This is a genomic window from Actinoplanes sp. TBRC 11911 (assembly GCF_012933445.1).
Classification (GTDB): domain Bacteria; phylum Actinomycetota; class Actinomycetes; order Mycobacteriales; family Micromonosporaceae; genus Actinoplanes.
In genome coordinates this window covers 47056-73871 of the sequence record NZ_JABBNC010000038.1, presented here as the reverse complement: position 1 = coordinate 73871, position 26816 = coordinate 47056, and the positions used below count along the sequence as shown (strand labels likewise).

The following is a 26816-nucleotide window of genomic DNA, read 5'->3' as shown; positions in this document are numbered from 1 at the left end:
GGAAGGACGCATCTTGGCAGCTTCCCGCCCTGCGAAGACCAGCCGTACGTCGAGCGCTTACGCACCCCGCCGTGTCTCTTTCGGCAGGATCACCGAGCAACTTGAGGTCCCCAACCTTCTTGCCCTCCAGACAGAGTCCTTCGACTGGCTGGTCGGGAACGAGGCTTGGCAGGCCCGGTCGACGGACGACCCGCACGCCCACTCGGGCCTCGCAGAGATCCTCGAAGAGATCAGTCCCATTGAGGACTTCTCCGGCACTATGTCGCTGTCCTTCTCTTCTCCCCGATTCGACGAGGTCAAGGCCTCGATCGAGGAGTGCAAGGAGAAGGATCTGACCTATTGCGCACCGCTGTTCGTGACCGCGGAGTTCACCAACAACACGACTGGCGAGATCAAGAGCCAGACCGTGTTCATGGGCGACTTCCCGATGATGACCCCCAAGGGGACGTTCGTCATCAACGGCACCGAGCGGGTCGTGGTGAGCCAGCTCGTCCGCTCGCCGGGCGTGTACTTCACCAAGGAGCCGGACAAGACCTCCGATCGCGACCTTACCAGCGTCAAGGTCATCCCGAGCCGGGGTGCCTGGCTGGAGTTCGACATCGACAAGCGCGACACTGTCGGTGTCCGGATCGACCGCAAGCGCCGGCAGGCCGTCACCGTCCTGCTCAAGGCGATCGGCTGGTCGGCCGACCAGATCCGTGAGCGTTTCGGCTGGTCCGAGCTGCTCATGACCACGCTGGAGAAGGACCACATCGCCGGGCAGGACGAGGCCCTGCTCGACATCTACCGCAAGCTCCGCCCGGGTGAGCCCCCGACCCGGGAAAACGCGCAGACCCTGCTCGACAACCTCTTCTTCAACCCGAAGCGGTATGACGTCGCCAAGGTCGGCCGGTACAAGTTCAACAAGAAGCTCGAGATCGATGTCCCGATCGCCCAGGGCACGTTGACCGAGGAAGACATCGTCAAGACCGTCGAGTACCTTGCCCGGCTGCACGCCGGCGAGGAGGGCTACGAGGCCGACGACATCGACCACTTCGGCAACCGCCGTCTGCGCACCGTGGGCGAGCTCATCCAGAACCAGGTCCGCGTGGGCCTGTCCCGGATGGAGCGCGTCGTCCGCGAGCGCATGACGACCCAGGACGTCGAGGCGATCACGCCGCAGACCCTGATCAACATCCGCCCGGTGGTGGCTGCGATCAAGGAGTTCTTCGGTACGTCGCAGCTGTCCCAGTTCATGGACCAGACCAACCCGCTGGCGGGCTTGACCCACCGGCGCCGGCTGAGCGCGCTCGGCCCGGGTGGCCTGTCGCGTGAGCGGGCCGGCTTCGAGGTCCGTGACGTGCACCCGTCGCACTACGGCCGGATGTGTCCGATCGAGACCCCCGAGGGACCGAACATCGGTCTGATCGGCGCGCTCTCGACGTTCGCGCGGGTCAACCCGTTCGGGTTCATCGAGACCCCGTACCGCAAGGTCGAGGACGGCCGGGTCACCGACGAGGTGCACTACCTGACCGCCGACGAGGAGGACCGGTTCATCAAGGCGCAGGCGAACGCCCCGCTGATGAACGACGGCACCTTCGCCGACGACCGGGTCCTGGTCCGCCGGAAGGGCGGTGAGGTCGACTACGTGCCTGGCGCGCAGGTCGACTACATGGACGTCTCGCCGCGGCAGATGACCTCGGTCGCGACCGCCATGATCCCGTTCCTCGAGCACGACGACGCGAACCGCGCGCTCATGGGCGCGAACATGCAGCGTCAGGCCGTGCCGCTGGTCAAGGCCGAGGCGCCGCTGGTCGGCACCGGCATGGAATACCGTGCCGCGGTCGACGCCGGTGACGTGGTCGTCGCCGAGGTCGGCGGCGTGGTCGAGGACCTCTGCGCCGACTACGTGACGGTCCACCAGGACGACGGCCACCGCCGGACGTACCTGCTGCACAAGTTCCGCCGCTCCAACGCCGGCTCCTGCGTCAACCAGAAGCCGGTCGTATTCGAGGGTGACCGGGTCGAGTCCGGCCAGGTCATCGCCGACGGTCCGTGCACCGACGAGGGGGAGATGGCCCTCGGCCGTAACCTGCTCGTCGCGTTCATGACCTGGGAGGGCCACAACTACGAGGACGCGATCATCCTGTCGCAGCGCCTCGTCCAGCAGGACGTCCTCACCTCGATCCACATCGAGGAGCACGAGGTCGACGCCCGGGACACCAAGCTCGGCCCGGAGGAGATCACCCGCGACATCCCCAACGTCAGCGAGGAAATGCTCGCCGACCTGGACGAGCGCGGCATCATCCGGATCGGCGCCGAGGTCGTCCCCGGCGACATCCTGGTCGGCAAGGTCACGCCCAAGGGCGAGACCGAGCTGACCCCGGAGGAGCGCCTGCTCCGCGCGATCTTCGGTGAGAAGGCCCGGGAGGTCCGGGACACCTCGCTGAAGGTGCCGCACGGCGAGACCGGCACGGTCATCGGCGTCCGGACGTTCTCGCGCGAGGACGGCGACGAGCTGCCCCCGGGTGTGAACGAGCTGGTGCGCGTGTACGTCGCGCAGAAGCGCAAGATCCAGGACGGTGACAAGCTCGCCGGTCGCCACGGCAACAAGGGCGTCATCTCCAAGATCCTGCCGGTCGAGGACATGCCGTTCCTGGAGGACGGCACCCCGGTCGACATCGTGCTGAACCCGCTGGGTGTGCCCTCGCGTATGAACATCGGTCAGGTTCTGGAGACCCACCTCGGGTGGATCGCCAAGACCGGCTGGTCGGTCGAGGGCGAGGACGTCGAGTGGAAGAAGCAGCTGCGCGCGATCGGGGCGCACGAGTCCGAGAAGGATTCGAACGTCGCGACGCCCGTCTTCGACGGCGCGCACGAGGAGGAGATCAAGGGCCTCCTCGAGTCGACGCTGGTCAACCGCGACGGTAAGCGGCTGGTCAACGGCGACGGCAAGGCGCAGTTGTTCGACGGCCGCTCGGGCGAGCCGCTGCCGGACCCGATCTCGGTCGGCTACGTCTACATCCTGAAGCTGAACCACCTGGTCGACGACAAGATCCACGCGCGGTCGACCGGCCCGTACTCGATGATCACGCAGCAGCCGCTGGGTGGTAAGGCGCAGTTCGGTGGACAGCGGTTCGGCGAGATGGAGTGCTGGGCGATGCAGGCCTACGGCGCGGCTTACGCGCTGCAGGAGCTGCTCACCATCAAGTCCGACGACGTACTTGGTCGCGTGAAGGTTTACGAGGCCATCGTCAAGGGCGAGAACATCCCGGAGCCGGGAATCCCGGAGTCGTTCAAGGTGCTGCTCAAGGAGCTGCAGTCGCTGTGCCTGAATGTTGAGGTGCTTTCCAGCGACGGCGTGGCTCTGGAGATGCGCGAGACCGACGACGAGGTTTTCCGGGCCGCGGAAGAACTCGGCATCGACCTGTCGCGGCGTCCGAACGAGGGCGTCAGCAGCGTCGAAGAGATCTGACGGAGAGCGCCCCTGGATGGTTGTCAGGTTTTCGCCGCGGTACGGCGAAGCCGTTTGATAACTCAGCTAGGGGCGCCCACCGCCGGCCTGGAAAATTTATCCGAGCAACGAAACACGAGGGATAGACCAAGTGCTGGACGTCAACTTCTTCGACGAGTTGCGCATCGGCCTGGCCACCGCTGACGACATCCGGCAGTGGTCGCACGGTGAGGTCAAGAAGCCCGAGACGATCAACTACCGCACCCTCAAGCCCGAGAAGGACGGACTCTTCTGCGAGAAGATCTTCGGTCCGCAGCGGGACTGGGAGTGCTACTGCGGCAAGTACAAGCGGGTCCGGTTCAAGGGCATCATCTGTGAGCGCTGCGGCGTCGAGGTGACCCGGTCCAAGGTCCGCCGTGAGCGCATGGGCCACATCGAGCTCGCCGCCCCGGTTACCCACATCTGGTACTTCAAGGGTGTGCCGAGCCGGCTGGGCTACCTGCTCGACCTGGCGCCCAAGGACCTTGAGAAGATCATTTACTTCGCCTCGTACGTGATCACGAGCGTGGACGCCGAGGCGCGTCACCGCGACATGTCCACGATCGAGAACGAGATCTTCGCCGAGAAGCGTCAGTCGGAGAACGGCCGCGACTCGGAGATCGAGAAGCGCGCCGCGAAGCTCGAGCAGGACCTGACCGAGCTCGAGGCCGAGGGTGCCAAGGCCGACGTGCGCCGCAAGGTCAAGGAGGCTGGCGAGCGCGAGATGCGCCAGATCCGGGACAAGGCGCAGCGCGAGATCGACCGGCTCGACGAGGTGCTCGACACCTTCCGCAAGCTGGACTCCAAGCAGCTGGTCACCGACGAGCTGCTCTACCGCGAGCTGCGGGACCGCTTCGGTGAGTACTTCACCGGTGGCATGGGCGCCGAGGCGATCAAGGCGCTGCTCGAGAACATGGACCTGGACGCCGAGGCCGAGTTGCTGCGCGAGATCATCCGCAGCGGCAAGGGCCAGCGGAAGATCCGTGCCCTCAAGCGGCTCAAGGTCGTCGCCGCCTTCCTGAACACGCGTAACTCGCCGCTCGGCATGGTGCTGGACTGCGTCCCGGTCATCCCGCCGGACCTGCGCCCGATGGTGCAGCTCGACGGTGGCCGTTTCGCGACGAGCGACCTGAACGACCTGTACCGCCGGGTCATCAACCGCAACAACCGCCTCAAGCGCCTGATCGACCTGGGTGCCCCCGAGATCATCGTCAACAACGAGAAGCGGATGCTCCAGGAGGCCGTCGACGCACTGTTCGACAACGGTCGCCGGGGCCGGCCGGTCACCGGTCCGGGTAACCGTCCGCTGAAGTCGCTGTCCGACATGCTCAAGGGCAAGCAGGGCCGGTTCCGCCAGAACCTGCTGGGCAAGCGCGTCGACTACTCCGGCCGTTCGGTCATCGTCGTCGGCCCGCGGCTCAAGCTGCACCAGTGCGGTCTGCCCAAGCAGATGGCGCTGGAGCTGTTCAAGCCGTTCGTGATGAAGCGCCTGGTCGACCTGAACCACGCGCAGAACATCAAGTCGGCCAAGCGGATGGTCGAGCGTCAGCGGCCGGTCGTGTGGGACGTCCTGGAGGAGGTCATCAGCGAGCACCCGGTGCTGCTGAACCGTGCTCCGACCCTGCACCGTCTGGGCATCCAGGCGTTCGAGCCGCAGCTGGTCGAGGGCAAGGCGATCCAGATCCACCCGCTCGTCTGTACGGCGTTCAACGCCGACTTCGACGGCGACCAGATGGCGGTGCACGTGCCGCTGTCGGCCGAGGCGCAGGCCGAGGCCCGGATCCTGATGCTCTCGTCGAACAACATCCTCAAGCCGGCCGACGGCAAGCCGGTCACCATGCCTACCCAGGACATGGTCATCGGTCTGTACCACCTGACCCACATGGTGCCCGGTTCCAAGGGCGAGGGCCGGACGTTCAGCTCGGACGCCGAGGCGCGGATGGCCTTCGACAACGGTGAGCTGCACCTGCAGGCGCCGGTGCGGATCCGGCTCCGGGACGTCGTCGGCGTGGACAACGGTGCCAAGCAGAAGGCTTGGGAGGCGCCGGAGGACTGGACCGAGGGCGAGAACCTCACCGTCGACACCACCCTCGGCCGGGTGATCTTCAACGAGACGCTGCCGCCGGGGTACCGCTTCGTCAACTACGAGATCCGTAAGGGTCAGCTCTCGCAGATCGTCAACGACCTCGCCGAGCGTTTCCCCAAGGTGGCCCTCGCGGCGACCCTGGACGCGCTCAAGGAGGCCGGCTTCCACTGGGCCACCTGGTCCGGCGTGACGATCGGCATGGGCGACGTCATCGGCCCGCCGCGCAAGCCGGAAATCCTCGCTCGCTACCAGGGTGAGGCGGACCGGATCGACAAGCAGTACCAGCGCGGTCTGATGACCTCGGAGGAGCGTCGCGGCGAGCTCATCGACATCTGGACCAAGGCGACCAACGAGATCTCCAAGGAGATGGAGACCGCGCTGCCGCAGGAGAACCCGCTCTGGGTGATGATCAACTCCGGCGCTCGCGGTAACTTGCTCCAGCTCCGGCAGATCGCCGCGATCCGTGGTCTGGTGGCGAACCCGAAGGGCGAGATCATCCCGCGCCCGATCACCTCGTCGTACCGCGAGGGCCTGACCGTGCTGGAGTACTTCATCTCCACGCACGGTGCCCGTAAGGGTCTGGCCGACACCGCGCTGCGTACCGCCGACTCGGGTTACCTGACCCGGCGTCTGGTGGACGTGTCGCAGGACGTCATCATCCGCGAGGAGGACTGCGGCACCGACCGCGCGATCCCGATGCAGGTGGCGGAGCGTGACACGGACGGCACGCTGATCGTGCACACGCACGCGGAGACCGGTGTCCACGCGCGGACCATCGCCGACGACGTGCTCGACGGCGACGGCAACCTCGTGGTCGCCAAGGGCTCGGACCTCAACTCGATCCTGGTCGACAAGCTGGTCGCCGCGGGTGTCGAGCACGTCCGGGTGCGCAGCGTGCTGACCTGCGAGTCGAAGCTCGGTGTGTGCGCGGCCTGCTACGGCCGTTCGCTGCCGACCGGCAAGTCGGTCGACATCGGCGAGGCGGTCGGCATCATCGCGGCCCAGTCCATCGGTGAGCCCGGTACGCAGCTGACGATGCGTACCTTCCACACCGGTGGTGTCGCGGGTGAGGACATCACCCAGGGTCTGCCGCGTGTGCAGGAGATCTTCGAGGCTCGTGTGCCCAAGGGCAAGGCGCCCATCGCCGACACCCCCGGACGCATCCGCATCGAGGACGGCGAGCGCTCGCGGAAGATCATCGTGGTGCCGGACGACGGCAGCGAGGAGATCGTGTACGACAAGATCTCCAAGCGCGTCAAGCTCCGCGCCCACGACGGCGACCACGTCGAGGTCGGCGAGAAGCTGACCGAGGGCACCATCGACCCGCACGAGCTTCTGCGGATCATGGGTCCGCGGGCGGTCCAGGTCCACCTGACCCAGGAGGTCCAGGAGGTCTACCGCTCGCAGGGTGTGCTCATCCACGACAAGCACATCGAGATCATCATCCGCCAGATGCTGAAGCGGGTGACGGTCATCGACTCGGGCGCGGCGGAGTTCCTGCCGGGCGTGCTGGTCGACCGGGCGCTGTTCGAGTCGGAGAACCGCCGGCTCGTCGGCGAGGGTGGCGAGCCCGCCGCCGGTCGTCCCGTCCTGATGGGTATCACCAAGGCCTCGCTGGCCACCGACTCCTGGCTCTCGGCGGCCTCCTTCCAGGAGACCACCCGGGTGCTGACCGACGCGGCGATCAACTCGCGTAGCGACTCGCTCGTCGGCCTCAAGGAGAACGTGATCATCGGTAAGCTCATCCCGGCCGGTACCGGCATCAGCAAGTACCGCAACATCCGGGTCGAGCCCACCGAGGAGGCCAAGGCCAAGGTGTACTCGATGACCGGGTACCCGGAGACGGACTACGGCTTCGGGCCGGCCAGCGGGCAGGCTGTTCCGCTGGACGACTTCGACTTCGGGTCGTACCGCTAGAGGTTTGGTTTCTGATGCCGCAAGGGCGGCCGCGCATTGCGCGGCCGCCCTTCGGCCTTCTTAAGATGAAGTGGTGACGCTTCCCGCGGCGACGCCCACCCGCCACCCGATGGATCCCGATCCGGTGCCCTCGACGAAGGCGCGGGCGGTGTTCGCGCTCGGCCTGGTGGGGCTGCTGACCGGGGCGTTCGTCGGCGGTGTGATCCCGGCCACCGTCGCGTTGCTGCTGGCGCGTCAGACGGCCCGTCAGCAGTACGAGGCGCGCGGTTACCTGACCGGTTCGGCGTGGGTCCGCCGCGGCCGCCGGCTGGCCTGGGCGGGCCTCGTGCTGGCCCTGACCACGCTGGTCATCGCCTCGATCGCGGGTCTGCTGCACCTCGCCTCGACGCCCTCCGGGACGGACTTCGCGCCCGGCACCGACTGACCGCGCGCGGTGGCGGCCGGGCTGCGGCATGCCACGTTCGGGTGACATGCTCGGAATATGACGCAGCCGCCCCCGCCCTACCCCTCTTATCCGGCCGCGCCCCCGCCGCCGCCCCCGGCGGGGCGCTGGCAGCCGGAGCGGATCGACCCGATGCCGGGGACCGGCTTCGGGCTGGTGTCGCTGCGCGTCGAGCCGATCGTGTCGGGCCTGGCCATCGGTTCCCTGATCGCCGGGATCGGCTCGATCCTGGTCTCGCTGCTGGTGTTCTGCTTCGGACTGGCCGGCTCGTCGGACGGCTGGGGTGGCTGGGTGGCCGGCGCCTTCACCGTGCTCAGCGTGCTCGCCGGGGTCGGCGCGATGGCGGTGGGCCTGGTCGCCCGCCGGCAGATCCGGCATTCCGGCCGGACCGGTCAGGTCCGGTTCAGCGGCGGTGGCCTGGCGATCGCGGGAATCTCGTGTGGAGCGGCCGGCGCGGGAATTGCCCTCGTGGGTCTCGTGTTAAGTCTTCTGTTGCAGTTGTCCGCCTGAGGGTCGCACCGCCTCCCCGGGCCGGATCGGGCACCGCCGGGGTGGCGCCTCGGGGTGCCGGGTACACTTGCATCGGAGATATCCGTCGTACGGACCCGAGTCATCGGTGAACCGCCGATTTTGACCCGGGTGCTTGCGGTGGGTACTCTTTCCCCTCGTGCCCGGGCTTGCCCGGGCAACTCGTGCGTGCGCCCGAGTCGGAAGTCAAGACGGGGTAGCGACACGCCGAGATGGCGCCCAGCCGGGCTGCCGAGACAGAACAAGACCTGCTGCGCGTGACGAACGCGCGGCGGGACCGTGAGCCGGGCGACACGCCCGACCGCGGGGGCCGGAGACTTCCGAGTTTCTGGTGCACAGAGCTTTAACCAAGACGGTGCGGCCGCCGTAGGAAGCGGCCGAAGGGAGCGGAGAAACCCGGTGCCCACGATCCAGCAGCTGGTCCGAAAGGGCCGCCAGGCGAAGACGAGCAAGACCAAGACGCCGGCCCTGAAGGGGAGCCCTCAGCGGCGCGGCGTGTGCACGCGCGTGTACACCACTACCCCGAAAAAGCCCAACTCTGCGCTGCGCAAGGTCGCTCGTGTGAAGCTCAGCAGCCAGATCGAGGTGACCGCGTACATCCCGGGCGTCGGCCACAACCTGCAGGAGCACTCGATCGTGCTCGTGCGTGGCGGCCGAGTGAAGGACCTCCCGGGCGTCCGCTACAAGATCGTCCGCGGCTCGCTGGACACCCAGGGTGTCCGCAACCGCAAGCAGGCTCGTAGCCGTTACGGCGCGAAGAAGGAGAAGAGCTGACATGCCGCGTAAGGGCCCCGCTCCGCGCCACCCAGTGGTTCCGGACCCGGTTTACAACTCACCGCTGGTCACCCAGCTGATCAACAAGATCCTGATCGGCGGGAAGCGCCAGCTGGCCGAGCGCATCGTGTACGGCGCGCTCGAAGGTGCCCGGGAGAAGAGCGGAACCGACCCGGTGGTGACGCTGAAGCGCGCGATGGACAACGTGAAGCCGACCCTCGAGGTCCGCAGCCGCCGTGTCGGTGGCGCGACCTACCAGGTGCCGGTCGAGGTCCGTACCCCGCGGCAGACGACCCTCGGTCTGCGCTGGCTGGTCCAGTACTCCAAGGCCCGCCGCGAGAAGACCATGATCGAGCGTCTCCAGAACGAGCTGCTCGACGCCAGCAACGGCCTCGGTGCCGCCGTCAAGCGGCGCGAGGACACCCACAAGATGGCCGAGTCCAACAAGGCCTTCGCCCACTACCGCTGGTAAGGCCCTGCTGCCGGCCCGGCACCCGCCGGGCCCGCACGCAAGTCGTACCGGTCCACGAGACGAACGACGAAGAAAAGTAGGGATTGAAGTGGCCGCCGCAGACGCGCTCGCCAACGTACGCAACATCGGCATCATGGCGCACATCGATGCCGGTAAGACCACGACTACTGAGCGAATTCTGTTCTACACCGGTATCACGTACAAGATCGGTGAGGTCCACGAGGGCGCGGCCGTCATGGACTGGATGGAGCAGGAGCAGGAGCGCGGTATCACCATCACTTCCGCGGCCACCAAGGCTGAGTGGAAGGGTCACACCATCCAGATCATCGATACGCCCGGCCACGTCGACTTCACGGTCGAGGTCGAGCGGTCGCTGCGGGTGCTGGACGGTGCGGTTGCGGTGTACGACGGCGTGGCCGGCGTGGAGCCGCAGACCGAGAACGTCTGGCGCCAGGCGGACAAGTACCACGTTCCCCGGATGTGCTTCGTCAACAAGCTCGACCGGACCGGCGCGGACTTCTTCCGCTGCGTGCAGATGATGATCGACCGGCTCAACGCCACCCCGCTGGTCCTGCAGATCCCGATCGGTCTCGAGGGAGACCACATCGGCGTCGTGGACCTGGTCGAGATGCGCGCCCTCACCTGGCGCGGCGAGACCAAGAAGGGTGACGACTACGCGATCGAGGAGATCCCGGCCGACCTGGTCGACTCCGCGAACGAGTGGCGCGAGAAGCTGATCGAGACCCTCGCCGACGTCGACGACGCGGTCATGGAGAAGTACCTCGAGGGCGAGGAGCTCTCGGTGCCGGAGATCAAGGCCGCCATCCGGCGCGCCACGATCGCCAGCAAGGCGAACCCGGTGCTGTGCGGTTCGGCGTTCAAGAACAAGGGCGTGCAGCCCATGCTCGACGCCGTGATCGACTACCTGCCGTCGCCGCTGGACATCCCGGCCATCGAGGGCACCGCGACGGACGGCGAGACGCCGCTCCTGCGCAAGCCGTCGAACTCCGAGCCGTTCTCGGCGCTGGCCTTCAAGATCCAGACCGACAAGCACCTCGGCAAGCTCACGTACGTGCGGGTCTACTCCGGCACGCTCGAGTCCGGTTCTCAGGTGGTCAACTCCACCAAGGACCGCAAGGAGCGGATCGGCAAGATCTACCAGATGCACGCGAACAAGCGTGAGGAGCGCGCCACCGCGCACGCCGGCGACATCATCGCCGTGCAGGGTCTCAAGCAGACCACGACCGGTGACACGCTCAGCGACCCGGCCGCCCCGGTCATCCTGGAGTCGATGACGTTCCCGGAGCCGGTCATCCAGGTCGCCATCGAGCCGAAGACCAAGTCGGACCAGGAGAAGCTGGGCACCGCGATCCAGCGTCTGGCCGAGGAGGACCCGACCTTCCGCGTCTGGAACGACGAGGAGACCGGGCAGACGGTCATCGCCGGCATGGGCGAGCTGCACCTCGACATCCTCGTCGACCGCATGCGTCGCGAGTTCAACGTCGAGGCCAACATCGGTAAGCCGCAGGTGGCGTACCGCGAGACGATCCGCGGCACCGTGGAGAAGCTCGACTTCGTCCACAAGAAGCAGACCGGTGGCTCGGGCCAGTACGCGAAGGTCGTCGTCAAGCTGGAGCCCCTGCCGCTCGCGGCGGACGGCCCCACCTACGAGTTCGTCAACGCGGTCTCCGGTGGTCGCATCCCCCGGGAGTTCATCCCGTCGGTGGACGCGGGCGCCCAGGACGCCATGCAGTACGGCGTGCTCGCCGGCTACCCGCTGGTCGGCGTCCGCCTGACCCTGCTGGACGGCCAGTACCACGAGGTTGACTCGTCCGAGATGGCGTTCAAGATCGCCGGCTCGATGGTGATGAAGGAGGCGGCCCGCAAGGCCGACCCCGCGTTGCTCGAGCCGATGATGGCCGTCGAGGTGACGACGCCCGAGGACAACATGGGTGATGTGATCGGCGACCTGAACTCCCGCCGTGGCATCATCCAGTCGATGGAGGAGCGCTCCGGCGCCCGGGTCGTCAAGGCACTGGTTCCGCTCTCCGAGATGTTCGGCTACGTCGGCGACCTCCGGTCGAAGACCCAGGGCCGGGCGAGCTACAGCATGCAGTTCGACTCCTACGCCGAGGTTCCGCAGAGCGTCGCGAAGGAGATCATCGCCAAGGCGACGGGTGCCTAGTACCCGCCGGAAGCGTTGAGGCGCGTGCGGTCCGTCGCGGACCGTACGCGCGCGAGCAGTCGACAGAGTCCCTATCGCCTTATCGGGCGTGCCGGGCGAAAGTAAACACAGTCCACAGGAGGACACCAGTGGCGAAGGCGAAGTTCGAGCGGACTAAGCCGCACGTCAACATCGGCACCATTGGTCATATCGACCACGGTAAGACGACGCTGACTGCGGCCATCACGAAGGTCCTGCACGACGAATACCCCGACCTGAACCCGTACACCCCGTTCGACGAGATCGACAAGGCGCCGGAGGAGAAGGCCCGCGGCATCACGATCTCGATCGCGCACGTCGAGTACCAGACCGCGTCGCGGCACTACGCGCACGTGGACTGCCCCGGCCACGCCGACTACATCAAGAACATGATCACCGGTGCCGCCCAGATGGACGGCGCGATCCTGGTGGTCGCCGCGACCGACGGCCCGATGCCGCAGACCAAGGAGCACGTGCTCCTGGCCCGCCAGGTCGGCGTTCCGTACATCGTCGTGGCGCTCAACAAGAGCGACATGGTCGAGGACGAGGAGCTCCTCGAGCTCGTCGAGCTCGAGGTCCGCGAGCTTCTGAGCACCTACGAGTTCCCGGGCGACGACGTACCGGTCGTGCGCGTCTCCGCTCTCAAGGCGCTCGAGGGCGACAAGGAGTGGACCGCCAAGCTGCTCGAGCTGATGAACGCGGTCGACACCGCGATTCCGCAGCCGGAGCGCGACATCGAGAAGCCGTTCCTCATGCCGATCGAGGACGTTTTCACGATCACCGGTCGTGGCACCGTCGTCACCGGCCGGGCGGAGCGCGGCATCCTCAAGCCCAACGAGGAAGTCGAGATCGTCGGTATCCGCGAGAAGTCGCAGCGGACGGTATGCACCGGTATCGAGATGTTCCGCAAGCTGCTCGACGAGGCCCGCGCGGGTGAGAACGTCGGTCTGCTGCTGCGTGGCATCAAGCGCGAGGACGTCGAGCGCGGCATGGTGGTCGTCAAGCCGGGCACCACGACCCCGCACACGGAGTTCGAGGGCCAGGTCTACATCCTCTCGAAGGAAGAGGGCGGCCGGCACACCCCGTTCTTCCAGAACTACCGCCCGCAGTTCTACTTCCGCACCACGGACGTCACCGGCGTCGTCACGCTGCCCGAGGGCACCGAGATGGTCATGCCGGGCGACTCCACCACCATGGCGGTCAAGCTGATCCAGCCCATCGCCATGGAGCAGGGCCTGAAGTTCGCGATCCGTGAGGGTGGCCGCACCGTCGGCGCCGGCACGGTCACGAAGATCAACGCCTGACCTAGGATTACCCCGATTAGCGTTGCTGGAGTTAATCCGGCATACTAGTCAGGTTGCGTCCGCGCAGGGTGGTTGGTTACCGCAAGGTTGCCAACCACCCTCGCCGGGTGTCCGGGTGTGTTTTTCTGCCGCTCGGCACCTTAGATCCCCGTGATCGAGATGGCTGCATTGCACTGCGCAGTTTTCTGTCTGGTAGGCGCGACACGCCCGACCGCGGGGGTCGGACAACGCAGGATCAGGGGTCCTGCGGGCATGCGAGGGCCACCGTTCTCGCACGTAGCGGCATCGAGAGAAGGAAACAGAAGCCACCATGGCGGGACAGAAGATCCGCATCCGGCTCAAGGCCTATGACCACGAGGTCGTCGACTCCTCGGCGCGGAAGATCGTCGAGACGGTGACGCGTACCGGGGCGCAGGTTGCTGGCCCGGTGCCGCTGCCCACGGAGATCAACCGTTTCTGCGTGATCCGTTCGCCGCACAAGTACAAGGACTCGCGCGAGCACTTCGAGATGCGCACGCACAAGCGTCTGATCGACATCATCGACCCGACCCCCAAGACGGTCGACTCGCTCATGCGCCTCGACCTGCCGGCTGGCGTCGACATCGAGATCAAGCTGTAGGGATCACGACTAATGGACAGGCAAGTTAAGGGGATCCTGGGCGCCAAGCTCGGCATGACCCAGGTCTGGGACAACAACAAGGTCGTCCCGGTAACCGTGGTGCAGGCCGGCCCGTGCGTCGTGACCCAGGTCCGCACCGATGACAAGGACGGCTACGCGGCCGTCCAGCTGGCGTACGGCGCCATCGACCCGCGCAAGGTGAACAAGCCCGAGGGCGGTCACTTCGCCAAGGCCGGCGTGTCGCCGCGGCGCCACGTCGTGGAGCTGCGCACCACCGACGCCGGAGCGTACGAGCTCGGCCAAGAGGTCACCGTTGAGGCGTTCGAGGCGGGCACCGTCGTCGACGTCACCGGTAAGACCAAGGGCAAGGGCTACGCGGGTGTCATGAAGCGGCACGGCTTCCACGGCCTCAAGAGCAGCCACGGCGTCGAGCGCAAGCACCGCTCGCCGGGCTCGATCGGCGCCTGCGCCACCCCGGGTCGCGTCTTCAAGGGCGTCCGGATGGCGGGCCGCATGGGCAGCAACCGCTTCACCGTGCAGAACCTCGCGGTGCAGGCCGTCGACACCGAGAACAACCTGCTGCTGATCAAGGGTGCGGTGCCCGGTCCCAAGGGCGCGCTGATCCTGGTTCGCACCGCGGCGAAGAAGGGCGGTGCGAAGTGAGCACGGTTGACGTGATCAACATCGAGGGCGCCAAGGCCGGCTCCGTAGAACTGCCGGGCCACGTCTTCGACGTTCAGGCCAACATCCCGCTGATGCACCAGGTCGTGGTGGCCCAGCTGGCCGCCGCACGGCAGGGGACGCACAAGGTCAAGACCCGCGGTGAGGTCGCCGGCGGCGGCAAGAAGCCCTACAAGCAGAAGGGCACCGGTCGTGCCCGCCAGGGCTCGATCCGCGCGCCGCAGTTCGCCGGCGGTGGCGTCGTGCACGGCCCGGTGCCGCGCGACTACAGCCAGCGGACCCCCAAGAAGATGAAGGTCGCCGCGCTGCGTGGCGCTCTGTCCGACCGGGCTCGTGACGGCCGGGTGCACGTGGTCGAGGCGTTCGTCAACGGCGACAAGCCGTCGACCAAGGCCGCGATCGCGACCCTGCGCAAGGCGACCGAGTCCAAGAAGGTCCTGGTCGTGCTGAGCAGCACCGACGAGCTCAACTGGGTGTCGCTGCGTAACGAGCCGACGGTTCACCTCCTCGAGGCGGGCCAGCTCAACACGTACGACGTGCTGGTCGCCGACGACGTGGTCTTCACCACCGAGGCGCTCAATGAATTCCTGGGCGCGCCGGCCGAGGCCTCCGAGGAGGAGAACAAGTGAGCACTGTCGCCGACCCGCGCGACATCATCATCGCGCCAGTGGTCTCCGAGAAGAGCTACAGCGTTCTCGATCAGAACTGGTACACGTTCCTCGTCCGCCCGGACGCGAACAAGACCGAGATCAAGATCGCGATCCAGCAGATCTTCGACGTTCGCGTCCTGACGGTGAACACCGCGAACCGCGAGGGTAAGCGCAAGCGCACCCGGACCGGCTTTGGTCAGCGCAAGGCGACCAAGCGGGCGATGGTCAAGCTGGCTGACGGTGACCGTATCGAGGCCTTCGGCGGCCCGGTCAGCTAAGGGGTTGTAAATCAATGGCTATCCGTAAGTACAAGCCGACCACGCCCGGCCGCCGCGGCTCGAGCGTCGCCGACTTCGCCGAGATCACCCGGTCCACGCCGGAGAAGTCTCTGCTGGTCCCGCTGCCCAAGAAGGGTGGTCGCAACGTCCACGGCCGCATCACCACGCGGCACCAGGGCGGCGGCCACAAGCGGCAGTACCGGCTGATCGACTTCAAGCGGGTCGACAAGGACGGCGTGCCGGCCAAGGTCGCGCACATCGAGTACGACCCGAACCGCACCTCCCGCATCGCGCTGCTGCACTACGCCGACGGCGAGAAGCGCTACATCCTGGCGCCGAAGGACCTGAAGCAGGGCGACGCGGTGGAGTCGGGCCCGGGTGCGGACATCAAGCCGGGGAACAACCTGCCCCTGCGCAACATCCCGGTCGGTACGACGGTCCACGGTGTGGAGCTTCGTCCCGGCGGTGGCGCCAAGCTGGCCCGTTCGGCCGGTGTCGGTATCCAGCTGCTCGGCCGTGAAGGCGCGTACGCCACGCTGCGTATGCCCTCCGGTGAGATCCGCCGGGTCGACATCCGCTGCCGCGCGACGGTCGGCGAGATCGGCAATGCCGAACAGTCGAACATCAACTGGGGCAAGGCCGGCCGCATGCGCTGGAAGGGCAAGCGCCCGACCGTCCGCGGTGTCGCCATGAACCCGATCGACCACCCGCACGGTGGTGGTGAGGGTAAGACCTCGGGTGGTCGTCACCCGGTGAACCCGCAGGGTAAGCCCGAGGGCCGTACCCGTCGTAAGGGTCAGCCGAGCGACAAGATGATCGTTCGCCGCCGCTACGCGACCCGCAAGCGCGGGTAACCGGGAGTAGAAGATGCCTCGCAGCCTGAAGAAGGGCCCGTTCGTCGACGACCACCTGATCAAGAAGGTGGAAGTCCAGAACGAGAAGAACTCGAAGAACGTCATCAAGACCTGGTCGCGGCGCTCGATGATCATCCCCGACATGCTCGGGCACACGATCGCGGTGCACGACGGCCGCAAGCACGTCCCGGTGTTCATCACCGAGGCCATGGTCGGTCACAAGCTTGGCGAGTTCGCTCTGACCCGCACGTTCAAGGGTCACGAGAAGGACGACCGCAAGAGCCGCCGCCGCTAACGCAGATACACGGATCAGAGGATTTAGGAGCTACAGCGATGCCAACGAAGGGCGACGCTCCGGTGCTTCCGGGCGCGCGGGCGGTTGCGCGACACGTGCGCATCTCGCCGAACAAGGCGCGCCGGGTGGTCAACCTCGTCCGCGGTCTGCCCGCGAAGGAGGCGCTCACCGTCCTGCAGTTCGCGCCGCAGGCCGCCAGCGAGCAGGTCTACAAGGTGCTTGCCAGTGCCGTGGCGAACGCGGAGAACAACGAGCGGCTGGACCCCGACGCACTCCTCGTCAGCGAGGCGTTCGTCGACGAGGGCCCGACGCTCAAGCGGTTCCGTCCGCGGGCGCAGGGCCGGGCGTACCGGATCCGCAAGCGCACCTGCCACATCACGATCGCCGTCGAGGCGGTCCAGGTCGCCCGGCCGGCCAAGAAGGCCGCGGCGGCGAAGAAGGCTGCGCCGGCCAAGCAGGCCGCGCCGGCCGCCGAGTCCCAGACCACGGAGGAGTCCGAGTAATGGGCCAGAAAGTTCACCCCACCGGATTCCGGCTCGGCATCTCCACCGACTGGAAGAGCCGCTGGTTCGCGGACAAGCTCTACAAGGACTACATCGGCGAGGACGTCAAGATCCGCCGCATGATGTCCAAGGGCCTCGAGCGCGCCGGCATCTCCAAGGTGGACATCGAGCGCACCCGTGACCGGGTCCGGGTCGACATCCACACCGCCCGGCCGGGCATCGTCATCGGCCGTAAGGGTGCGGAGGCCGACCGGATCCGCGGCGAGCTGGAGAAGCTCACCGGCAAGCAGGTCCAGCTCAACATCCTCGAGGTGAAGAGCCCGGAGTCGGACGCTCAGCTGGTGGCGCAGGGCGTCGCCGAGCAGCTGTCCTCCCGGGTCAGCTTCCGCCGGGCGATGCGCAAGGCCATGCAGTCGGCCATGAAGAACCCGATCGTCAAGGGCATCCGGGTGCAGGTCTCCGGCCGTCTGGGCGGCGCGGAGATGAGCCGCACGGAGTTCTACCGTGAGGGTCGCGTTCCGCTGCACACGCTGCGCGCGAACATCGAGTACGGCTTCTTCGAGGCCCGTACCACGTTCGGCCGCATCGGCGTGAAGGTCTGGATCTACAAGGGCGACGCCGTGCCGGGCCGTGAGGTCGTCACCGAGGCGCCCGCCGCGCGTCCGCGCCGTGACCGCGGTGACCGCCCCGAGCGTCCGCGCCGTGGCCGTTCCGGTTCGTCCGGCACGACCGCCGGCGGCACCGACGCCGGCCGGGCCGCGCAGCAGGCGGCGGCGAACGCCGATTCGGGCCGTCCCGCGGCGAACGCCGACGCGAACGACAGCGCCGCTGCTCCGGCCGCGGCCGAAACGCAGCAGGAGGGCTGACCCATGCTGATCCCGCGTAAGCCCCCGAAGGGCTTCCGCAAGCCGCACCACCCGGACCGCCACGGCGCGTCCAAGGGCGGCAACCGGGTCGTCTTCGGCGAGTTCGGTATCCAGGCGCTGGAGCCCGCGTACGTGACCAACCGGCAGATCGAGTCGGCGCGTATCGCGATGACCCGGCACATCAAGCGTGGCGGCAAGGTCTGGATCTCGGTCTTCCCCGACCAGGCCCTGACCAAGAAGCCGGCCGAGACCCGGATGGGTTCCGGTAAGGGTTCACCGGAGTGGTGGGTGGCGAACGTCAAGCCGGGTCGCATCGTTTTCGAGATGTCGTTCCCGAACGAGACGATCGCGCGTGAGGCCATGCGCCGCGCGATCCACAAGCTCCCGATGAAGTGCCGCATCGTGACACGCGAAGTGGGTGAAAGCTGATGGCCGCCGGCATCAAGGCCGCCGAGCTGCGCGAGCTCTCCGGCGAGGACCTGGTCGCGCGTCTGCGTGAGGCCAAGGCTGAGCTGTTCAACCTTCGCGTGCAGGGTGCGACCGGCCAGCTCGACAATCACCGTCGGCTCCAGGTCGTCCGCAAGGACATCGCGAAGATCTACACGATCATGCGTGAACGCGAGCTTGGGCTCTCGGTTGCGCCGGACGAGGTGACAGCATGAGTGACGAGAGCACGACCCAGACGCGGAACACGCGCAAGGTCCGTGAGGGTCTCGTGGTCAGCGACAAGATGGACAAGACCGTTGTCGTCGAGGTCGAGGACCGCGTCAAGCACGCCCTCTACGGCAAGGTTCTGCGGCGCACCCGCAAGCTCAAGGTGCACGACGAGCAGAACGCATGCGGCATCGGTGACCGCGTGCTCCTGATGGAGACCCGTCCGCTCTCCGCCACCAAGCGGTGGCGGGTCGTGGAGATCCTCGAAAAGGCCAAGTGAGTGTGGCTGGGCCGGCTCTCCAGCCGGCCCGGCTCACCAGCGTTCCGCCAAGCTTCGGTCACACTCGAAGAACTGGCAGACATAGGAGACCCCAGTGATCCAGCAGGAGTCGCGACTGCGCGTCGCCGACAACACGGGTGCGCGCGAGATCCTGTGCATCCGCGTACTCGGTGGTTCCGGCCGCCGGTACGCGAGCATCGGTGACGTCATCGTGGCCACGGTCAAGGACGCCATCCCGGGCGCGGGCGTGAAGAAGGGCGACGTCGTCAAGGCGGTCGTCGTGCGCACGTCCAAGGAGAGGCGTCGTCCGGACGGCTCGTACATCCGCTTCGACGAGAACGCCGCCGTCATCATCCGTGACGACGGCGACCCCCGCGGTACCCGCATCTTCGGCCCGGTCGGGCGCGAGCTGCGCGACAAGCGGTTCATGAAGATCATCAGTCTCGCACCGGAGGTGTTGTGACCGTGAAGATTAAGAAGGGCGACACGGTCGTCGTCATCGCCGGCAAGGACAAGGGTGCCAAGGGCAAGGTCATCGCGGCCTACCCGCGGCAGGACAAGGTCCTGGTCGAGGGCGTCAACCGCGTCAAGAAGCACGAGCGCATCCAGACCACGCAGCGTGGTTCGAAGACCGGCGGCATCGTGACCCAGGAAGCCCCCATCCACATCTCGAACGTGCAGATCGTGGATGACCAGGGCAAGCCGACCCGGATCGGCTACCGGATCGACGAGAACGGTCAGAAGATCCGGATCGCGCGTACGACCGGTAAGGAAATCTGATGACTGCCCCCACCGAGACCAAGACGCTGCCTCGCTTGAAGCAGAAGTACCGCGACGACGTCGTGTCCGCGCTCAAGGAGCAGTACCACTACAGCAACCCCATGCAGATCCCCGGCCTGGTCAAGGTCGTCGTGAACATGGGTGTGGGCGAGGCCGCACGGGACGCCAAGCTGATCGACGGCGCCGTCCGCGACCTGACCACGATCACCGGTCAGAAGCCGCTGGTGCGGCGGGCGACCAAGTCCATCGCGCAGTTCAAGCTGCGTGAGGGCATGCCGATCGGCGCGAAGGTCACCCTCCGCAACGACCGTATGTGGGAGTTCCTGGACCGGCTGCTGAGCATCGCGCTGCCGCGTATCCGTGACTTCCGCGGACTCGACGGCCGCAAGCTCGACGGTCACGGCAACTACACGTTCGGTCTGACCGAACAGTCGGTGTTCCACGAGATCGACCAGGACCGGATCGATCGCACGCGGGGCATGGACATCACGGTGGTCACGACCGCCAAGACCGACGACGAGGGCCGGGCGCTGCTCAAGCTCCTGGGCTTCCCGTTCAAGGAGAACTGAGCAATGGCTAAGAAGGCGCTGATCCTGAAGGCTGCCGCGAAGCCGAAGTTCGCTGTGCGCGCTTACACCCGCTGCCAGAAGTGCGGTCGTCCGCACTCGGTCTACCGCAAGTTCGGCCTGTGCCGGGTTTGCGTGCGGGACATGGCTCACCGCGGTGAGCTTCCCGGCGTGTCCAAGGCTTCCTGGTAACCCTGACTTTGCAATACCGCTTCGCCGTAGGCCCGATCCGCGGGAACCCCGGCGAGAAAGGTTGACGAACACCCATGACGATGACGGACCCGATCGCAGACATGCTGACGCGTCTGCGTAACGCCAACCAGGCGTACCACGACAAGGTGACGATGCCCTTCTCGAAGATCAAGGCGAACATCGCCGAGGTCCTCAAGTCCGAGGGTTACATCGCCTCCTGGGCTGCCGAGGACCCTGAGGAGGGCGCTGTCGGCAAGCGTCTGGTCGTTGAGCTCAAGTACGGCCAGAACCGCGAGCGCAGCCTGGCCGGCATCAAGCGCGTGTCGAAGCCCGGCCTCCGGGTCTACGCCAAGTCCGAAGAGCTCCCCCGGGTGCTCGGCGGCCTGGGCGTCGCGATCATTTCGACGTCCCAGGGGCTGCTGACCGACAAGCAGGCCCGCAAGCGGAGCGTTGGCGGGGAAGTCCTCGCCTTCGTCTGGTAACTGGAGACTGAGAAACCATGTCGCGAATCGGACGTAAGTCGATCCCGGTCCCGTCCGGCGTCGACGTCACCATCTCGGGCCAGACCGTCAAGGTCAAGGGCCCCAAGGGCGAACTCTCGCACACCGTCGCCGAGCCGATCACGGTCGAGCAGGACGGCGCCGAGCTGCACGTCAACCGCCCCAACGACGAGCGCCGGGCCAAGGAGCTTCACGGCCTGTCCCGTACGCTGGTCAACAACATGATCGTCGGGGTCACCGTGGGCTACACCAAGGTCCTGGAGATCAACGGCACTGGTTACCGCGTGACCGCCAAGGGCAAGGACCTCGAGTTCGCCCTGGGCTTCTCGCACCCGGTGAACATCCCGGCCCCGGCCGGCATCACGTTCACGGTCGAGCGGCCCACGCAGTTCACCGTTGCCGGCATCGACAAGCAGCAGGTGGGCGAGGTCGCCGCCAACATTCGGAAGATCCGCCCGCCGGAGCCCTACAAGGGCAAGGGCATCAAGTACCAGGGCGAGGTCATCAAGCGTAAGGCTGGAAAGGCAGGCAAGAAGTGACCGCCACCCTTCTCAAGCGCCGCAACGGCGGCGGTGTCGCCGCCAAGCGTGCCGTGGGCAAGGCGCGCCGGCACTTCCGGGTCCGCAAGAACGTCCGCGGTACCGCCGAGCGTCCCCGCCTGGTCGTCACTCGGTCCTCGCGGCACATCACCGCGCAGGTCATCGACGACATCAAGGGCCACACGCTGGCTTCCGCCTCGACCCTCGACACCACCATCCGGGGTGCCGAGGGCGACAAGAGCGCGCAGGCCGGCAAGGTCGGTGCTCTCATCGCCGAGCGGGCGAAGTCCGCGGGTGTGTCCAAGGTCGTCTTCGACCGCGGCGGCAACAAGTACACGGGGCGCATCGCGTCTCTGGCCGACGCCGCCCGCGAAGCCGGACTCGAGTTCTAGGAGGAATTGACCAATGCCTGGTCAGCAGCGCCGAGGCGGCGGGTCCGGCGGTAACACCGAGGGTGGCAACCGCCGGGACAACCGCCGTGAGGGCGGCCGCGGCAACGCGCCCGTCGACAAGACCCCGCATCTCGAGCGGGTCGTCGCGATCAACCGCGTGGCCAAGGTCGTCAAGGGTGGTCGTCGCTTCAGCTTCACTGCCCTGGTGATCGTCGGCGACGGTGACGGCACCGTCGGCATCGGCTACGGAAAGGCCAAGGAGGTGCCCGCGGCCATCGCCAAGGGCGTCGAGGAGGCCAAGAAGCACTTCTTCAAGGTTCCGCGGATCGGCGCGACGATCCCGCACCCGGTCACCGGTGAGGCGGCCGCGGGTGTCGTGCTCCTCAAGCCGGCCTCCGCCGGTACCGGTGTCATCGCCGGTGGCCCGGTGCGTGCCGTGCTCGAGTGCGCGGGCATCCACGACGTGCTGTCGAAGAGCCTCGGCTCGTCGAACCCGATCAACATCGTGCACGCGACGGTGGCCGCGCTGAAGGGCCTCGAGTCGCCGGAGCAGGTCGCGGCCCGCCGCGGTCTGCCGGTCGAGGACGTGGCGCCCGCAGCCATGCTGGCGGCGCGTGCGGAAGCGGCGGTGCGCTGATGGCACGCTTGAAGGTCACCCAGATCCGGTCCGAGATCGGCCGTAAGCAGAACCAGCGGGACTCCCTGCGGTCGCTCGGCCTGAAGCGGATCAACGATGTGGTGGTCAAGGAGGACCGTCCCGAGATTCGGGGCATGATCTTCGCCGTGAACCACCTCGTGAGCGTTGAGGAGGTCGAGTAATGGCGATCAAGGTCCACCACCTTCGTCCGGCTCCCGGAGCCAAGACGCCGAAGACCCGCGTGGGTCGCGGTGAGGGCTCCAAGGGCAAGACCGCCGGTCGCGGCACCAAGGGCACCAAGGCCCGTTACCAGGTTCCGGCATCGTTCGAGGGTGGGCAGATGCCCATCCACATGCGCCTGCCGAAGCTGAAGGGCTTCAAGAACAACAACAAGGTCGTCTTCCAGGTCGTCAACCTGGACAAGCTCGCCGAGCTGTTCCCGAACGGTGGGGAGGTCGGCCCGGTGGAACTCGCCGCGGCCGGCGCCGTCCGCAAGGGCCAGCCGGTGAAGGTGCTGGGCTCCGGCGAGCTGGGCGGCGTGTCGCTGACCATCTCGGCGCACGCGTTCAGCGAGTCGGCCAAGGAGAAAATCACAGCCGCCGGTGGGACCACCACCGAGCTGTGAGGCCCGCGGGGGTGCTCGTCGTGGACACGCGAAACGCGGGTCCCGGACGGGCATCCCCTTTGTGGCGTCTGACCAGCCATTTCTCTGGCGGGGTGGATGCCTACCCGCGGTGACGGCTACCGTGACTCACCGCGGCACTACAAGACTGTTAGAGTCCGTTCCCAGCTAGGGATATCGGTCGTCCGGACCGGTGCCTTCCCCACCCGCCCGATGGGCGGTAAACCTCGCGCAGGAGGAAGAAGTTGCTCTCCGCCTTTACCAGTGCGTTCCGGACGCCTGACCTGCGCAAGAAACTGCTGTTCACAGTCGCGATCATCGCGCTGTACCGGCTGGGTGCGACGCTGCCCAGTCCAGGGGTGTCTTACACCAACGTGCAGCGGTGTCTTCAAGCGGTGAACGACGCCAATGCCGGCGGCGGTGTCCTGAACCTCCTGAACCTGTTCTCCGGTGGGGCGCTGCTCCACCTGTCGATCTTCGCGCTCGGCATCATGCCGTACATCACCGCGTCGATCATCCTGCAGCTGCTCACCGTGGTGATTCCCCGCCTCGAGCAGCTCCGCAAGGAGGGTCAGTCCGGCCAGGCGAAGATCACGCAGTACACCCGTTACCTCACTCTCGGCCTGGCCGTTCTGCAGTCCTCGGCGTTCGTCGCCCTGGCCCGCACGGGCCAGCTCTTCGGCAACGCGTGTGACCAGAGCGACCCGAAGATGCAGATCATCCCGGAGAACACCGGGCTGTCCATGCCGCTCACGCTGGGCATCCTGGTGCTGACGATGACCGCCGGTACCGGTGTGGTGATGTGGCTCGGTGAGCTGATCACCGACAAGGGTGTCGGTAACGGCATGTCCGTGCTCATCTTCACCTCGATCGCGGCTCGCCTCCCCGGCGAGGGCTGGACGATCAAGCAGTCCAGCGGCGTCGGCAAGTTCCTCCTGGTGATCGGCCTGGTACTGGTCATCATCTGCCTGGTCGTCTTCATCGAGCAGGCACAACGCCGGATCCCGGTGCAGTACGCCAAGCGCATGATCGGCCGCCGAATGTACGGCGGCACCTCCACCTACATCCCGCTCAAGGTGAACCAGGCGGGTGTGGTCCCGGTCATCTTCGGCTCGTCGCTGCTCTACCTGCCGCAGCTGTATCTCCAGTTCTTCGACCCGAACAACCTCAAGGGTTACCAGATCTGGATCCAGAAGTGGCTGGCCGACCCGACCAGCGAGCTCTACATCGGCGTCTATTTCCTGCTGATCATCTTCTTCACGTACTTCTACGTCTCGATCACGTTCAACCCGACCGAGGTCGCGGACAACATGAAGAAGTACGGTGGATTCGTTCCGGGTATTCGCCCGGGCAAGCCCACTGCCGACTACCTGGACTTCATCCTCAGCCGGATCACGCTCCCGGGCGCGCTCTACCTCGGTGTGATCTCGGTCCTGCCGAACTTCTTCTTCATCTGGCTCAATCAGCAGCAGTACCAGAACTTCCCGTTCGGTGGTACGGCCGTCCTGATCATGGTTGGGGTGGGTCTGGAGACGGTGAAGCAGATCGAGAGCCAGCTGATGCAGCGTAACTACGAAGGGTTCCTCCGGTAGTGGGGACGCGGAGCCGGGGGGCTCTTGCGTCGGCGGTATGCGAGGCTCGTTCTCACCGAAGCGAGGCGATGTAGGTGCGGCTGGTACTGGTGGGCCCTCCGGGGGCCGGCAAGGGGACCCAGGCTGAGTTCATCGCCGCCCATCTCGCCGTTCCGAAGATCTCCACCGGCGACATCTTCCGGGCGAACGTGTCGCAGGGCACGCCGCTGGGTGTCGAGGCCAAGCGCTACATGGACGCCGGCCAGCTGGTTCCGGACGAAGTGACCATCAACATGGTCCGGGACCGGCTCGCCGAACCGGACGCCGGTGACGGCTTCCTGCTCGACGGCTTCCCGCGCACCGTTCCGCAGGCGTCGGCGCTGGACAAGCTCCTCGCCGACCTCGGTACCGCACTCGACCTCGTGATGGAACTCGTGGTCGACGACGACGAAGTGATCCGGCGGCTCTCGGGCCGCCGGACCTGCCGTGGTTGCGGCAAGATCTGGCACGTCGAGTTCGACCCGACGAGCAAGGAGAACATCTGCGACCGGTGCGGGTCGGAGCTGTTCCAGCGTGACGACGACAAGGCGGAGACGATCGCGAACCGCCTGGTGGAGTACGCGGAGAAGACCGCTCCGTTGGTCGACTTCTACGGGGCTCAGGGCAAGCTGGTCGGTATCGATGCGACCGGGCCGGTCGAGGACGTCACCGTGCGCGCGATCGACGCCCTGCGCTCCTACGGGGGCTGACGTGCGCCGCGCGCAGCTGGACATCCAGCTGAAGACCCCGGAGCAGATCGAGCTGATGCGAGGCGCCGGCCTGGTGGTGGCGGCGGCGCTGGACGCGATGCGTGCGGCCATCGAGCCCGGCATCGCCACGGCGGATCTGGACGCGATCGCCGAGAAAGTCATCCGGGACGCCGGCGCGATCCCGTCGTTCAAGGGCTACCAGGGTTTCCCCGCCTCGATCTGTTCCTCGGTCAACGACCAGGTGGTGCACGGCATCCCCAGCGCCCAGCAGGTGCTGCGCGAGGGTGACCTGATCTCGCTGGACTGCGGCGCGATCCTGGACGGCTGGCACGGCGACTCGGCGATCACCGTCGGGGTCGGCGAGACCGACCCGGCCCTGCTCAAGATGGCCCAGGTGGCCGAGGACGCGATGTGGGCCGGGATCGCGGCCGCCGCGCGCGGCTCGGCGAACGGCCGGGGTCACCTCACCGACATCTCCTTCAACGTGGAGAAGGCGGTCCGCAAGGCCGGCCGGTACGGGATCGTGGACGGCTACGGCGGGCACGGCATCGGCACCGAGATGCACCAGGACCCGCACGTGCTGAACTACGGCAAGCCGGGCAAGGGTCCGCGCCTGCAGCCGGGCCTGTGCCTGGCCATCGAGCCGATGATCACCCTGGGCTCGCCCCGGACGGCGGAGCTGTCCGACGGCTGGACAGTGGTGACCCGCGACGGGTCGCTGGCGGCTCACGTCGAGCACACGATGTGCTTACTCGACGACGGCGTGTGGGTGACCACGGCGCACGACGGCGGCCGCGCCCGCCTCGGCGACCTGGTGACGTCGAAGCAACCCTGAGCAAACTGTCAGCTGGTGGGGTCGCGGGTGCTGTGACTCGGCTGGCATCCTGGAACGCATGGGGCGCGATGACATGCGGGCCGGGGATGCCGACCGTAAAGCAGTGGCCGATCAACTCAAGGCGGCGCTCGACGAGGGCCGCCTGGACCTGAGCGAGTACGACGAGCGCCTGCAGAAGACGTACGGGGCGAAGACCTTCGGCGATCTGACCGGCCTGCTCGACGACCTGCCCGGCACCGTGCCGCTGGATCGGTCCCAGGTGCAGCCGGCCACCCCACCGCCCGCCGCCACCGCGGCGCCGGCCCCCGCAGAGCAGCCGCAGGGCACCAATTGGCTGCCGCGCTACCTTGGGCCGTACGGCGGTGTGTTTGTGGTCTGTGTGCTCATCTGGCTGATTACCAGTCTGAGCGCGGGACACCTGGTCTACTTCTGGCCCGTCTGGATGTTGATCCCGCTCGTGCTCGGCTTCCTGGGCTTCTGGGGCAACCACGGCGCCCGGGATGCCCGACGTGCCGCCCGGCGCGAGAGGCGTGGCCGCTGACCGAAGCCGGTGGA

The 26816-nt window shown here is 66.9% G+C and carries 33 protein-coding genes; all 33 read left to right on the top strand.

Features of this window, described 5'->3' with window-relative positions; all coding sequences use genetic code 11:
* The first annotated feature begins 13 nt into the window (after positions 1-13).
* The 33 genes from HH310_RS35865 (at position 14) to HH310_RS35705 (ending at position 26802) form a co-directional block, all read left to right on the top strand.
* Entirely contained in the window at positions 14-3454 is a 3441-nt protein-coding gene (locus HH310_RS35865) for a DNA-directed RNA polymerase subunit beta (RefSeq protein ID WP_169180181.1), read from the top strand.
* Between the two features lie 130 nt (positions 3455-3584).
* Positions 3585-7475 carry a DNA-directed RNA polymerase subunit beta' gene (locus HH310_RS35860; protein WP_169180180.1) on the top strand — a complete coding sequence of 1297 codons (3891 nt, stop codon included), beginning with the start codon at positions 3585-3587 and terminating at the stop codon, positions 7473-7475.
* Between the two features lie 109 nt (positions 7476-7584).
* A complete protein-coding gene (locus HH310_RS35855; protein WP_169180213.1) occupies positions 7585-7899 on the top strand; it encodes a hypothetical protein in 315 nt (104 codons plus the stop codon).
* A gap of 57 nt (positions 7900-7956) precedes the next feature.
* The gene (locus HH310_RS35850; RefSeq protein ID WP_211193030.1) at positions 7957-8427 is read left to right on the top strand and encodes a hypothetical protein; all 471 of its coding nucleotides are present in this window, start codon (positions 7957-7959) and stop codon (positions 8425-8427) included.
* 417 nt (positions 8428-8844) lie between these two features.
* Entirely contained in the window at positions 8845-9219 is a 375-nt protein-coding gene (rpsL, locus tag HH310_RS35845; protein ID WP_014440718.1) for a 30S ribosomal protein S12, read from the top strand.
* A 1-nt stretch (position 9220) separates the two neighbouring features.
* Positions 9221-9691 carry a 30S ribosomal protein S7 gene (gene rpsG, locus HH310_RS35840; RefSeq protein ID WP_169180179.1) on the top strand — a complete coding sequence of 157 codons (471 nt, stop codon included), beginning with the start codon at positions 9221-9223 and terminating at the stop codon, positions 9689-9691.
* An 88-nt stretch (positions 9692-9779) separates the two neighbouring features.
* Complete coding sequence (gene fusA, locus HH310_RS35835) at positions 9780-11876, top strand: elongation factor G (RefSeq protein ID WP_169180178.1); 2097 nt, start codon at positions 9780-9782, stop codon at positions 11874-11876.
* Positions 11877-12004: 128 nt separating this feature from the next.
* Positions 12005-13198, top strand: a complete 1194-nt coding sequence (tuf, locus tag HH310_RS35830; RefSeq protein WP_169180177.1) for an elongation factor Tu — start codon at positions 12005-12007, stop codon at positions 13196-13198.
* 310 nt (positions 13199-13508) lie between these two features.
* A complete protein-coding gene (gene rpsJ / locus HH310_RS35825) occupies positions 13509-13817 on the top strand; it encodes a 30S ribosomal protein S10 (RefSeq protein WP_007073037.1) in 309 nt (102 codons plus the stop codon).
* A 12-nt stretch (positions 13818-13829) separates the two neighbouring features.
* The gene (rplC, locus tag HH310_RS35820; RefSeq protein WP_169180176.1) at positions 13830-14480 is read left to right on the top strand and encodes a 50S ribosomal protein L3; all 651 of its coding nucleotides are present in this window, start codon (positions 13830-13832) and stop codon (positions 14478-14480) included.
* The gene (rplD, locus tag HH310_RS35815; RefSeq protein WP_169180175.1) at positions 14477-15127 is read left to right on the top strand and encodes a 50S ribosomal protein L4; all 651 of its coding nucleotides are present in this window, start codon (positions 14477-14479) and stop codon (positions 15125-15127) included. Before rplC ends, rplD begins: the two co-directional genes overlap by 4 nt.
* Complete coding sequence (gene rplW / locus HH310_RS35810) at positions 15124-15426, top strand: 50S ribosomal protein L23 (RefSeq protein WP_169180174.1); 303 nt, start codon at positions 15124-15126, stop codon at positions 15424-15426. The genes rplD and rplW overlap by 4 nt, the downstream gene beginning before the upstream one ends.
* Positions 15427-15440: 14 nt before the next feature.
* A complete protein-coding gene (gene rplB, locus HH310_RS35805; RefSeq protein ID WP_169180173.1) occupies positions 15441-16280 on the top strand; it encodes a 50S ribosomal protein L2 in 840 nt (279 codons plus the stop codon).
* A 13-nt stretch (positions 16281-16293) separates the two neighbouring features.
* Complete coding sequence (gene rpsS, locus HH310_RS35800; protein WP_169180172.1) at positions 16294-16575, top strand: 30S ribosomal protein S19; 282 nt, start codon at positions 16294-16296, stop codon at positions 16573-16575.
* Between the two features lie 38 nt (positions 16576-16613).
* Entirely contained in the window at positions 16614-17078 is a 465-nt protein-coding gene (rplV, locus tag HH310_RS35795) for a 50S ribosomal protein L22 (protein ID WP_169180171.1), read from the top strand.
* On the top strand, positions 17078-17944 hold the full coding sequence (rpsC, locus tag HH310_RS35790) for a 30S ribosomal protein S3 (protein ID WP_169180170.1): 867 nt from the start codon (positions 17078-17080) through the stop codon (positions 17942-17944). The genes rplV and rpsC overlap by 1 nt, the downstream gene beginning before the upstream one ends.
* Before the next feature lie 3 nt (positions 17945-17947).
* Entirely contained in the window at positions 17948-18373 is a 426-nt protein-coding gene (gene rplP / locus HH310_RS35785; RefSeq protein ID WP_169180169.1) for a 50S ribosomal protein L16, read from the top strand.
* Positions 18373-18606 (top strand): 50S ribosomal protein L29, encoded by a 234-nt coding sequence (gene rpmC, locus HH310_RS35780; protein ID WP_169180168.1) that lies wholly within the window; start codon positions 18373-18375, stop codon positions 18604-18606. The genes rplP and rpmC overlap by 1 nt, the downstream gene beginning before the upstream one ends.
* Positions 18603-18878 (top strand): 30S ribosomal protein S17, encoded by a 276-nt coding sequence (gene rpsQ / locus HH310_RS35775; RefSeq protein ID WP_169180167.1) that lies wholly within the window; start codon positions 18603-18605, stop codon positions 18876-18878. Before rpmC ends, rpsQ begins: the two co-directional genes overlap by 4 nt.
* Positions 18879-18972: 94 nt before the next feature.
* Positions 18973-19341: a 50S ribosomal protein L14 gene (gene rplN / locus HH310_RS35770; protein ID WP_169180166.1), complete on the top strand. Its 369-nt coding sequence runs from the start codon at positions 18973-18975 to the stop codon at positions 19339-19341.
* Positions 19338-19658, top strand: a complete 321-nt coding sequence (gene rplX, locus HH310_RS35765; RefSeq protein ID WP_312034543.1) for a 50S ribosomal protein L24 — start codon at positions 19338-19340, stop codon at positions 19656-19658. Before rplN ends, rplX begins: the two co-directional genes overlap by 4 nt.
* Positions 19658-20227 (top strand): 50S ribosomal protein L5, encoded by a 570-nt coding sequence (rplE, locus tag HH310_RS35760; RefSeq protein WP_169180164.1) that lies wholly within the window; start codon positions 19658-19660, stop codon positions 20225-20227. Before rplX ends, rplE begins: the two co-directional genes overlap by 1 nt.
* 3 nt (positions 20228-20230) lie before the next feature.
* Entirely contained in the window at positions 20231-20416 is a 186-nt protein-coding gene (locus HH310_RS35755) for a type Z 30S ribosomal protein S14 (RefSeq protein WP_020513598.1), read from the top strand.
* Positions 20417-20490: 74 nt separating this feature from the next.
* Entirely contained in the window at positions 20491-20898 is a 408-nt protein-coding gene (rpsH, locus tag HH310_RS35750; protein ID WP_169180163.1) for a 30S ribosomal protein S8, read from the top strand.
* Positions 20899-20915: 17 nt separating this feature from the next.
* The gene (gene rplF / locus HH310_RS35745; protein WP_169180162.1) at positions 20916-21455 is read left to right on the top strand and encodes a 50S ribosomal protein L6; all 540 of its coding nucleotides are present in this window, start codon (positions 20916-20918) and stop codon (positions 21453-21455) included.
* Positions 21452-21847, top strand: a complete 396-nt coding sequence (gene rplR, locus HH310_RS35740; protein WP_169180161.1) for a 50S ribosomal protein L18 — start codon at positions 21452-21454, stop codon at positions 21845-21847. The genes rplF and rplR overlap by 4 nt, the downstream gene beginning before the upstream one ends.
* Positions 21848-21860: 13 nt before the next feature.
* Positions 21861-22484 (top strand): 30S ribosomal protein S5, encoded by a 624-nt coding sequence (rpsE, locus tag HH310_RS35735; RefSeq protein ID WP_169180160.1) that lies wholly within the window; start codon positions 21861-21863, stop codon positions 22482-22484.
* A complete protein-coding gene (gene rpmD / locus HH310_RS35730; protein ID WP_026206137.1) occupies positions 22484-22666 on the top strand; it encodes a 50S ribosomal protein L30 in 183 nt (60 codons plus the stop codon). The genes rpsE and rpmD overlap by 1 nt, the downstream gene beginning before the upstream one ends.
* Positions 22666-23109 (top strand): 50S ribosomal protein L15, encoded by a 444-nt coding sequence (rplO, locus tag HH310_RS35725; protein WP_169180159.1) that lies wholly within the window; start codon positions 22666-22668, stop codon positions 23107-23109. Before rpmD ends, rplO begins: the two co-directional genes overlap by 1 nt.
* A 242-nt stretch (positions 23110-23351) precedes the next feature.
* Positions 23352-24698: a preprotein translocase subunit SecY gene (gene secY, locus HH310_RS35720; protein ID WP_169180158.1), complete on the top strand. Its 1347-nt coding sequence runs from the start codon at positions 23352-23354 to the stop codon at positions 24696-24698.
* Between the two features lie 74 nt (positions 24699-24772).
* Positions 24773-25426: an adenylate kinase gene (locus tag HH310_RS35715; protein ID WP_030436520.1), complete on the top strand. Its 654-nt coding sequence runs from the start codon at positions 24773-24775 to the stop codon at positions 25424-25426.
* Position 25427: 1 nt separating this feature from the next.
* Entirely contained in the window at positions 25428-26261 is an 834-nt protein-coding gene (map, locus tag HH310_RS35710; protein WP_169180157.1) for a type I methionyl aminopeptidase, read from the top strand.
* A 58-nt stretch (positions 26262-26319) separates the two neighbouring features.
* Positions 26320-26802, top strand: a complete 483-nt coding sequence (locus HH310_RS35705; RefSeq protein ID WP_248294752.1) for a DUF1707 domain-containing protein — start codon at positions 26320-26322, stop codon at positions 26800-26802.
* Positions 26803-26816 lie beyond the last annotated feature (14 nt).

What these genes read in the sequence shown, in the direction of transcription:
- HH310_RS35855 (WP_169180213.1), top strand. Translation starts at nt 7,585, where the DNA reads ATGGATCCCGATCCGGTGCCCTCGACGAAGGCGCGGGCGGTGTTCGCG.
- HH310_RS35850 (WP_211193030.1), top strand. Translation starts at nt 7,957, where the DNA reads ATGACGCAGCCGCCCCCGCCCTACCCCTCTTATCCGGCCGCGCCCCCG.
- rpsG (WP_169180179.1), top strand. Translation starts at nt 9,221, where the DNA reads ATGCCGCGTAAGGGCCCCGCTCCGCGCCACCCAGTGGTTCCGGACCCG.
- rpsJ (WP_007073037.1), top strand. Translation starts at nt 13,509, where the DNA reads ATGGCGGGACAGAAGATCCGCATCCGGCTCAAGGCCTATGACCACGAG.
- rplC (WP_169180176.1), top strand. Translation starts at nt 13,830, where the DNA reads ATGGACAGGCAAGTTAAGGGGATCCTGGGCGCCAAGCTCGGCATGACC.
- rplB (WP_169180173.1), top strand. Translation starts at nt 15,441, where the DNA reads ATGGCTATCCGTAAGTACAAGCCGACCACGCCCGGCCGCCGCGGCTCG.
- rpsS (WP_169180172.1), top strand. Translation starts at nt 16,294, where the DNA reads ATGCCTCGCAGCCTGAAGAAGGGCCCGTTCGTCGACGACCACCTGATC.
- rplV (WP_169180171.1), top strand. Translation starts at nt 16,614, where the DNA reads ATGCCAACGAAGGGCGACGCTCCGGTGCTTCCGGGCGCGCGGGCGGTT.
- rpsC (WP_169180170.1), top strand. Translation starts at nt 17,078, where the DNA reads ATGGGCCAGAAAGTTCACCCCACCGGATTCCGGCTCGGCATCTCCACC.
- rplP (WP_169180169.1), top strand. Translation starts at nt 17,948, where the DNA reads ATGCTGATCCCGCGTAAGCCCCCGAAGGGCTTCCGCAAGCCGCACCAC.
- rpmC (WP_169180168.1), top strand. Translation starts at nt 18,373, where the DNA reads ATGGCCGCCGGCATCAAGGCCGCCGAGCTGCGCGAGCTCTCCGGCGAG.
- rpsQ (WP_169180167.1), top strand. Translation starts at nt 18,603, where the DNA reads ATGAGTGACGAGAGCACGACCCAGACGCGGAACACGCGCAAGGTCCGT.
- rplE (WP_169180164.1), top strand. Translation starts at nt 19,658, where the DNA reads ATGACTGCCCCCACCGAGACCAAGACGCTGCCTCGCTTGAAGCAGAAG.
- HH310_RS35755 (WP_020513598.1), top strand. Translation starts at nt 20,231, where the DNA reads ATGGCTAAGAAGGCGCTGATCCTGAAGGCTGCCGCGAAGCCGAAGTTC.
- rpsH (WP_169180163.1), top strand. Translation starts at nt 20,491, where the DNA reads ATGACGATGACGGACCCGATCGCAGACATGCTGACGCGTCTGCGTAAC.
- rplF (WP_169180162.1), top strand. Translation starts at nt 20,916, where the DNA reads ATGTCGCGAATCGGACGTAAGTCGATCCCGGTCCCGTCCGGCGTCGAC.
- rpsE (WP_169180160.1), top strand. Translation starts at nt 21,861, where the DNA reads ATGCCTGGTCAGCAGCGCCGAGGCGGCGGGTCCGGCGGTAACACCGAG.
- rpmD (WP_026206137.1), top strand. Translation starts at nt 22,484, where the DNA reads ATGGCACGCTTGAAGGTCACCCAGATCCGGTCCGAGATCGGCCGTAAG.
- rplO (WP_169180159.1), top strand. Translation starts at nt 22,666, where the DNA reads ATGGCGATCAAGGTCCACCACCTTCGTCCGGCTCCCGGAGCCAAGACG.
- HH310_RS35705 (WP_248294752.1), top strand. Translation starts at nt 26,320, where the DNA reads ATGGGGCGCGATGACATGCGGGCCGGGGATGCCGACCGTAAAGCAGTG.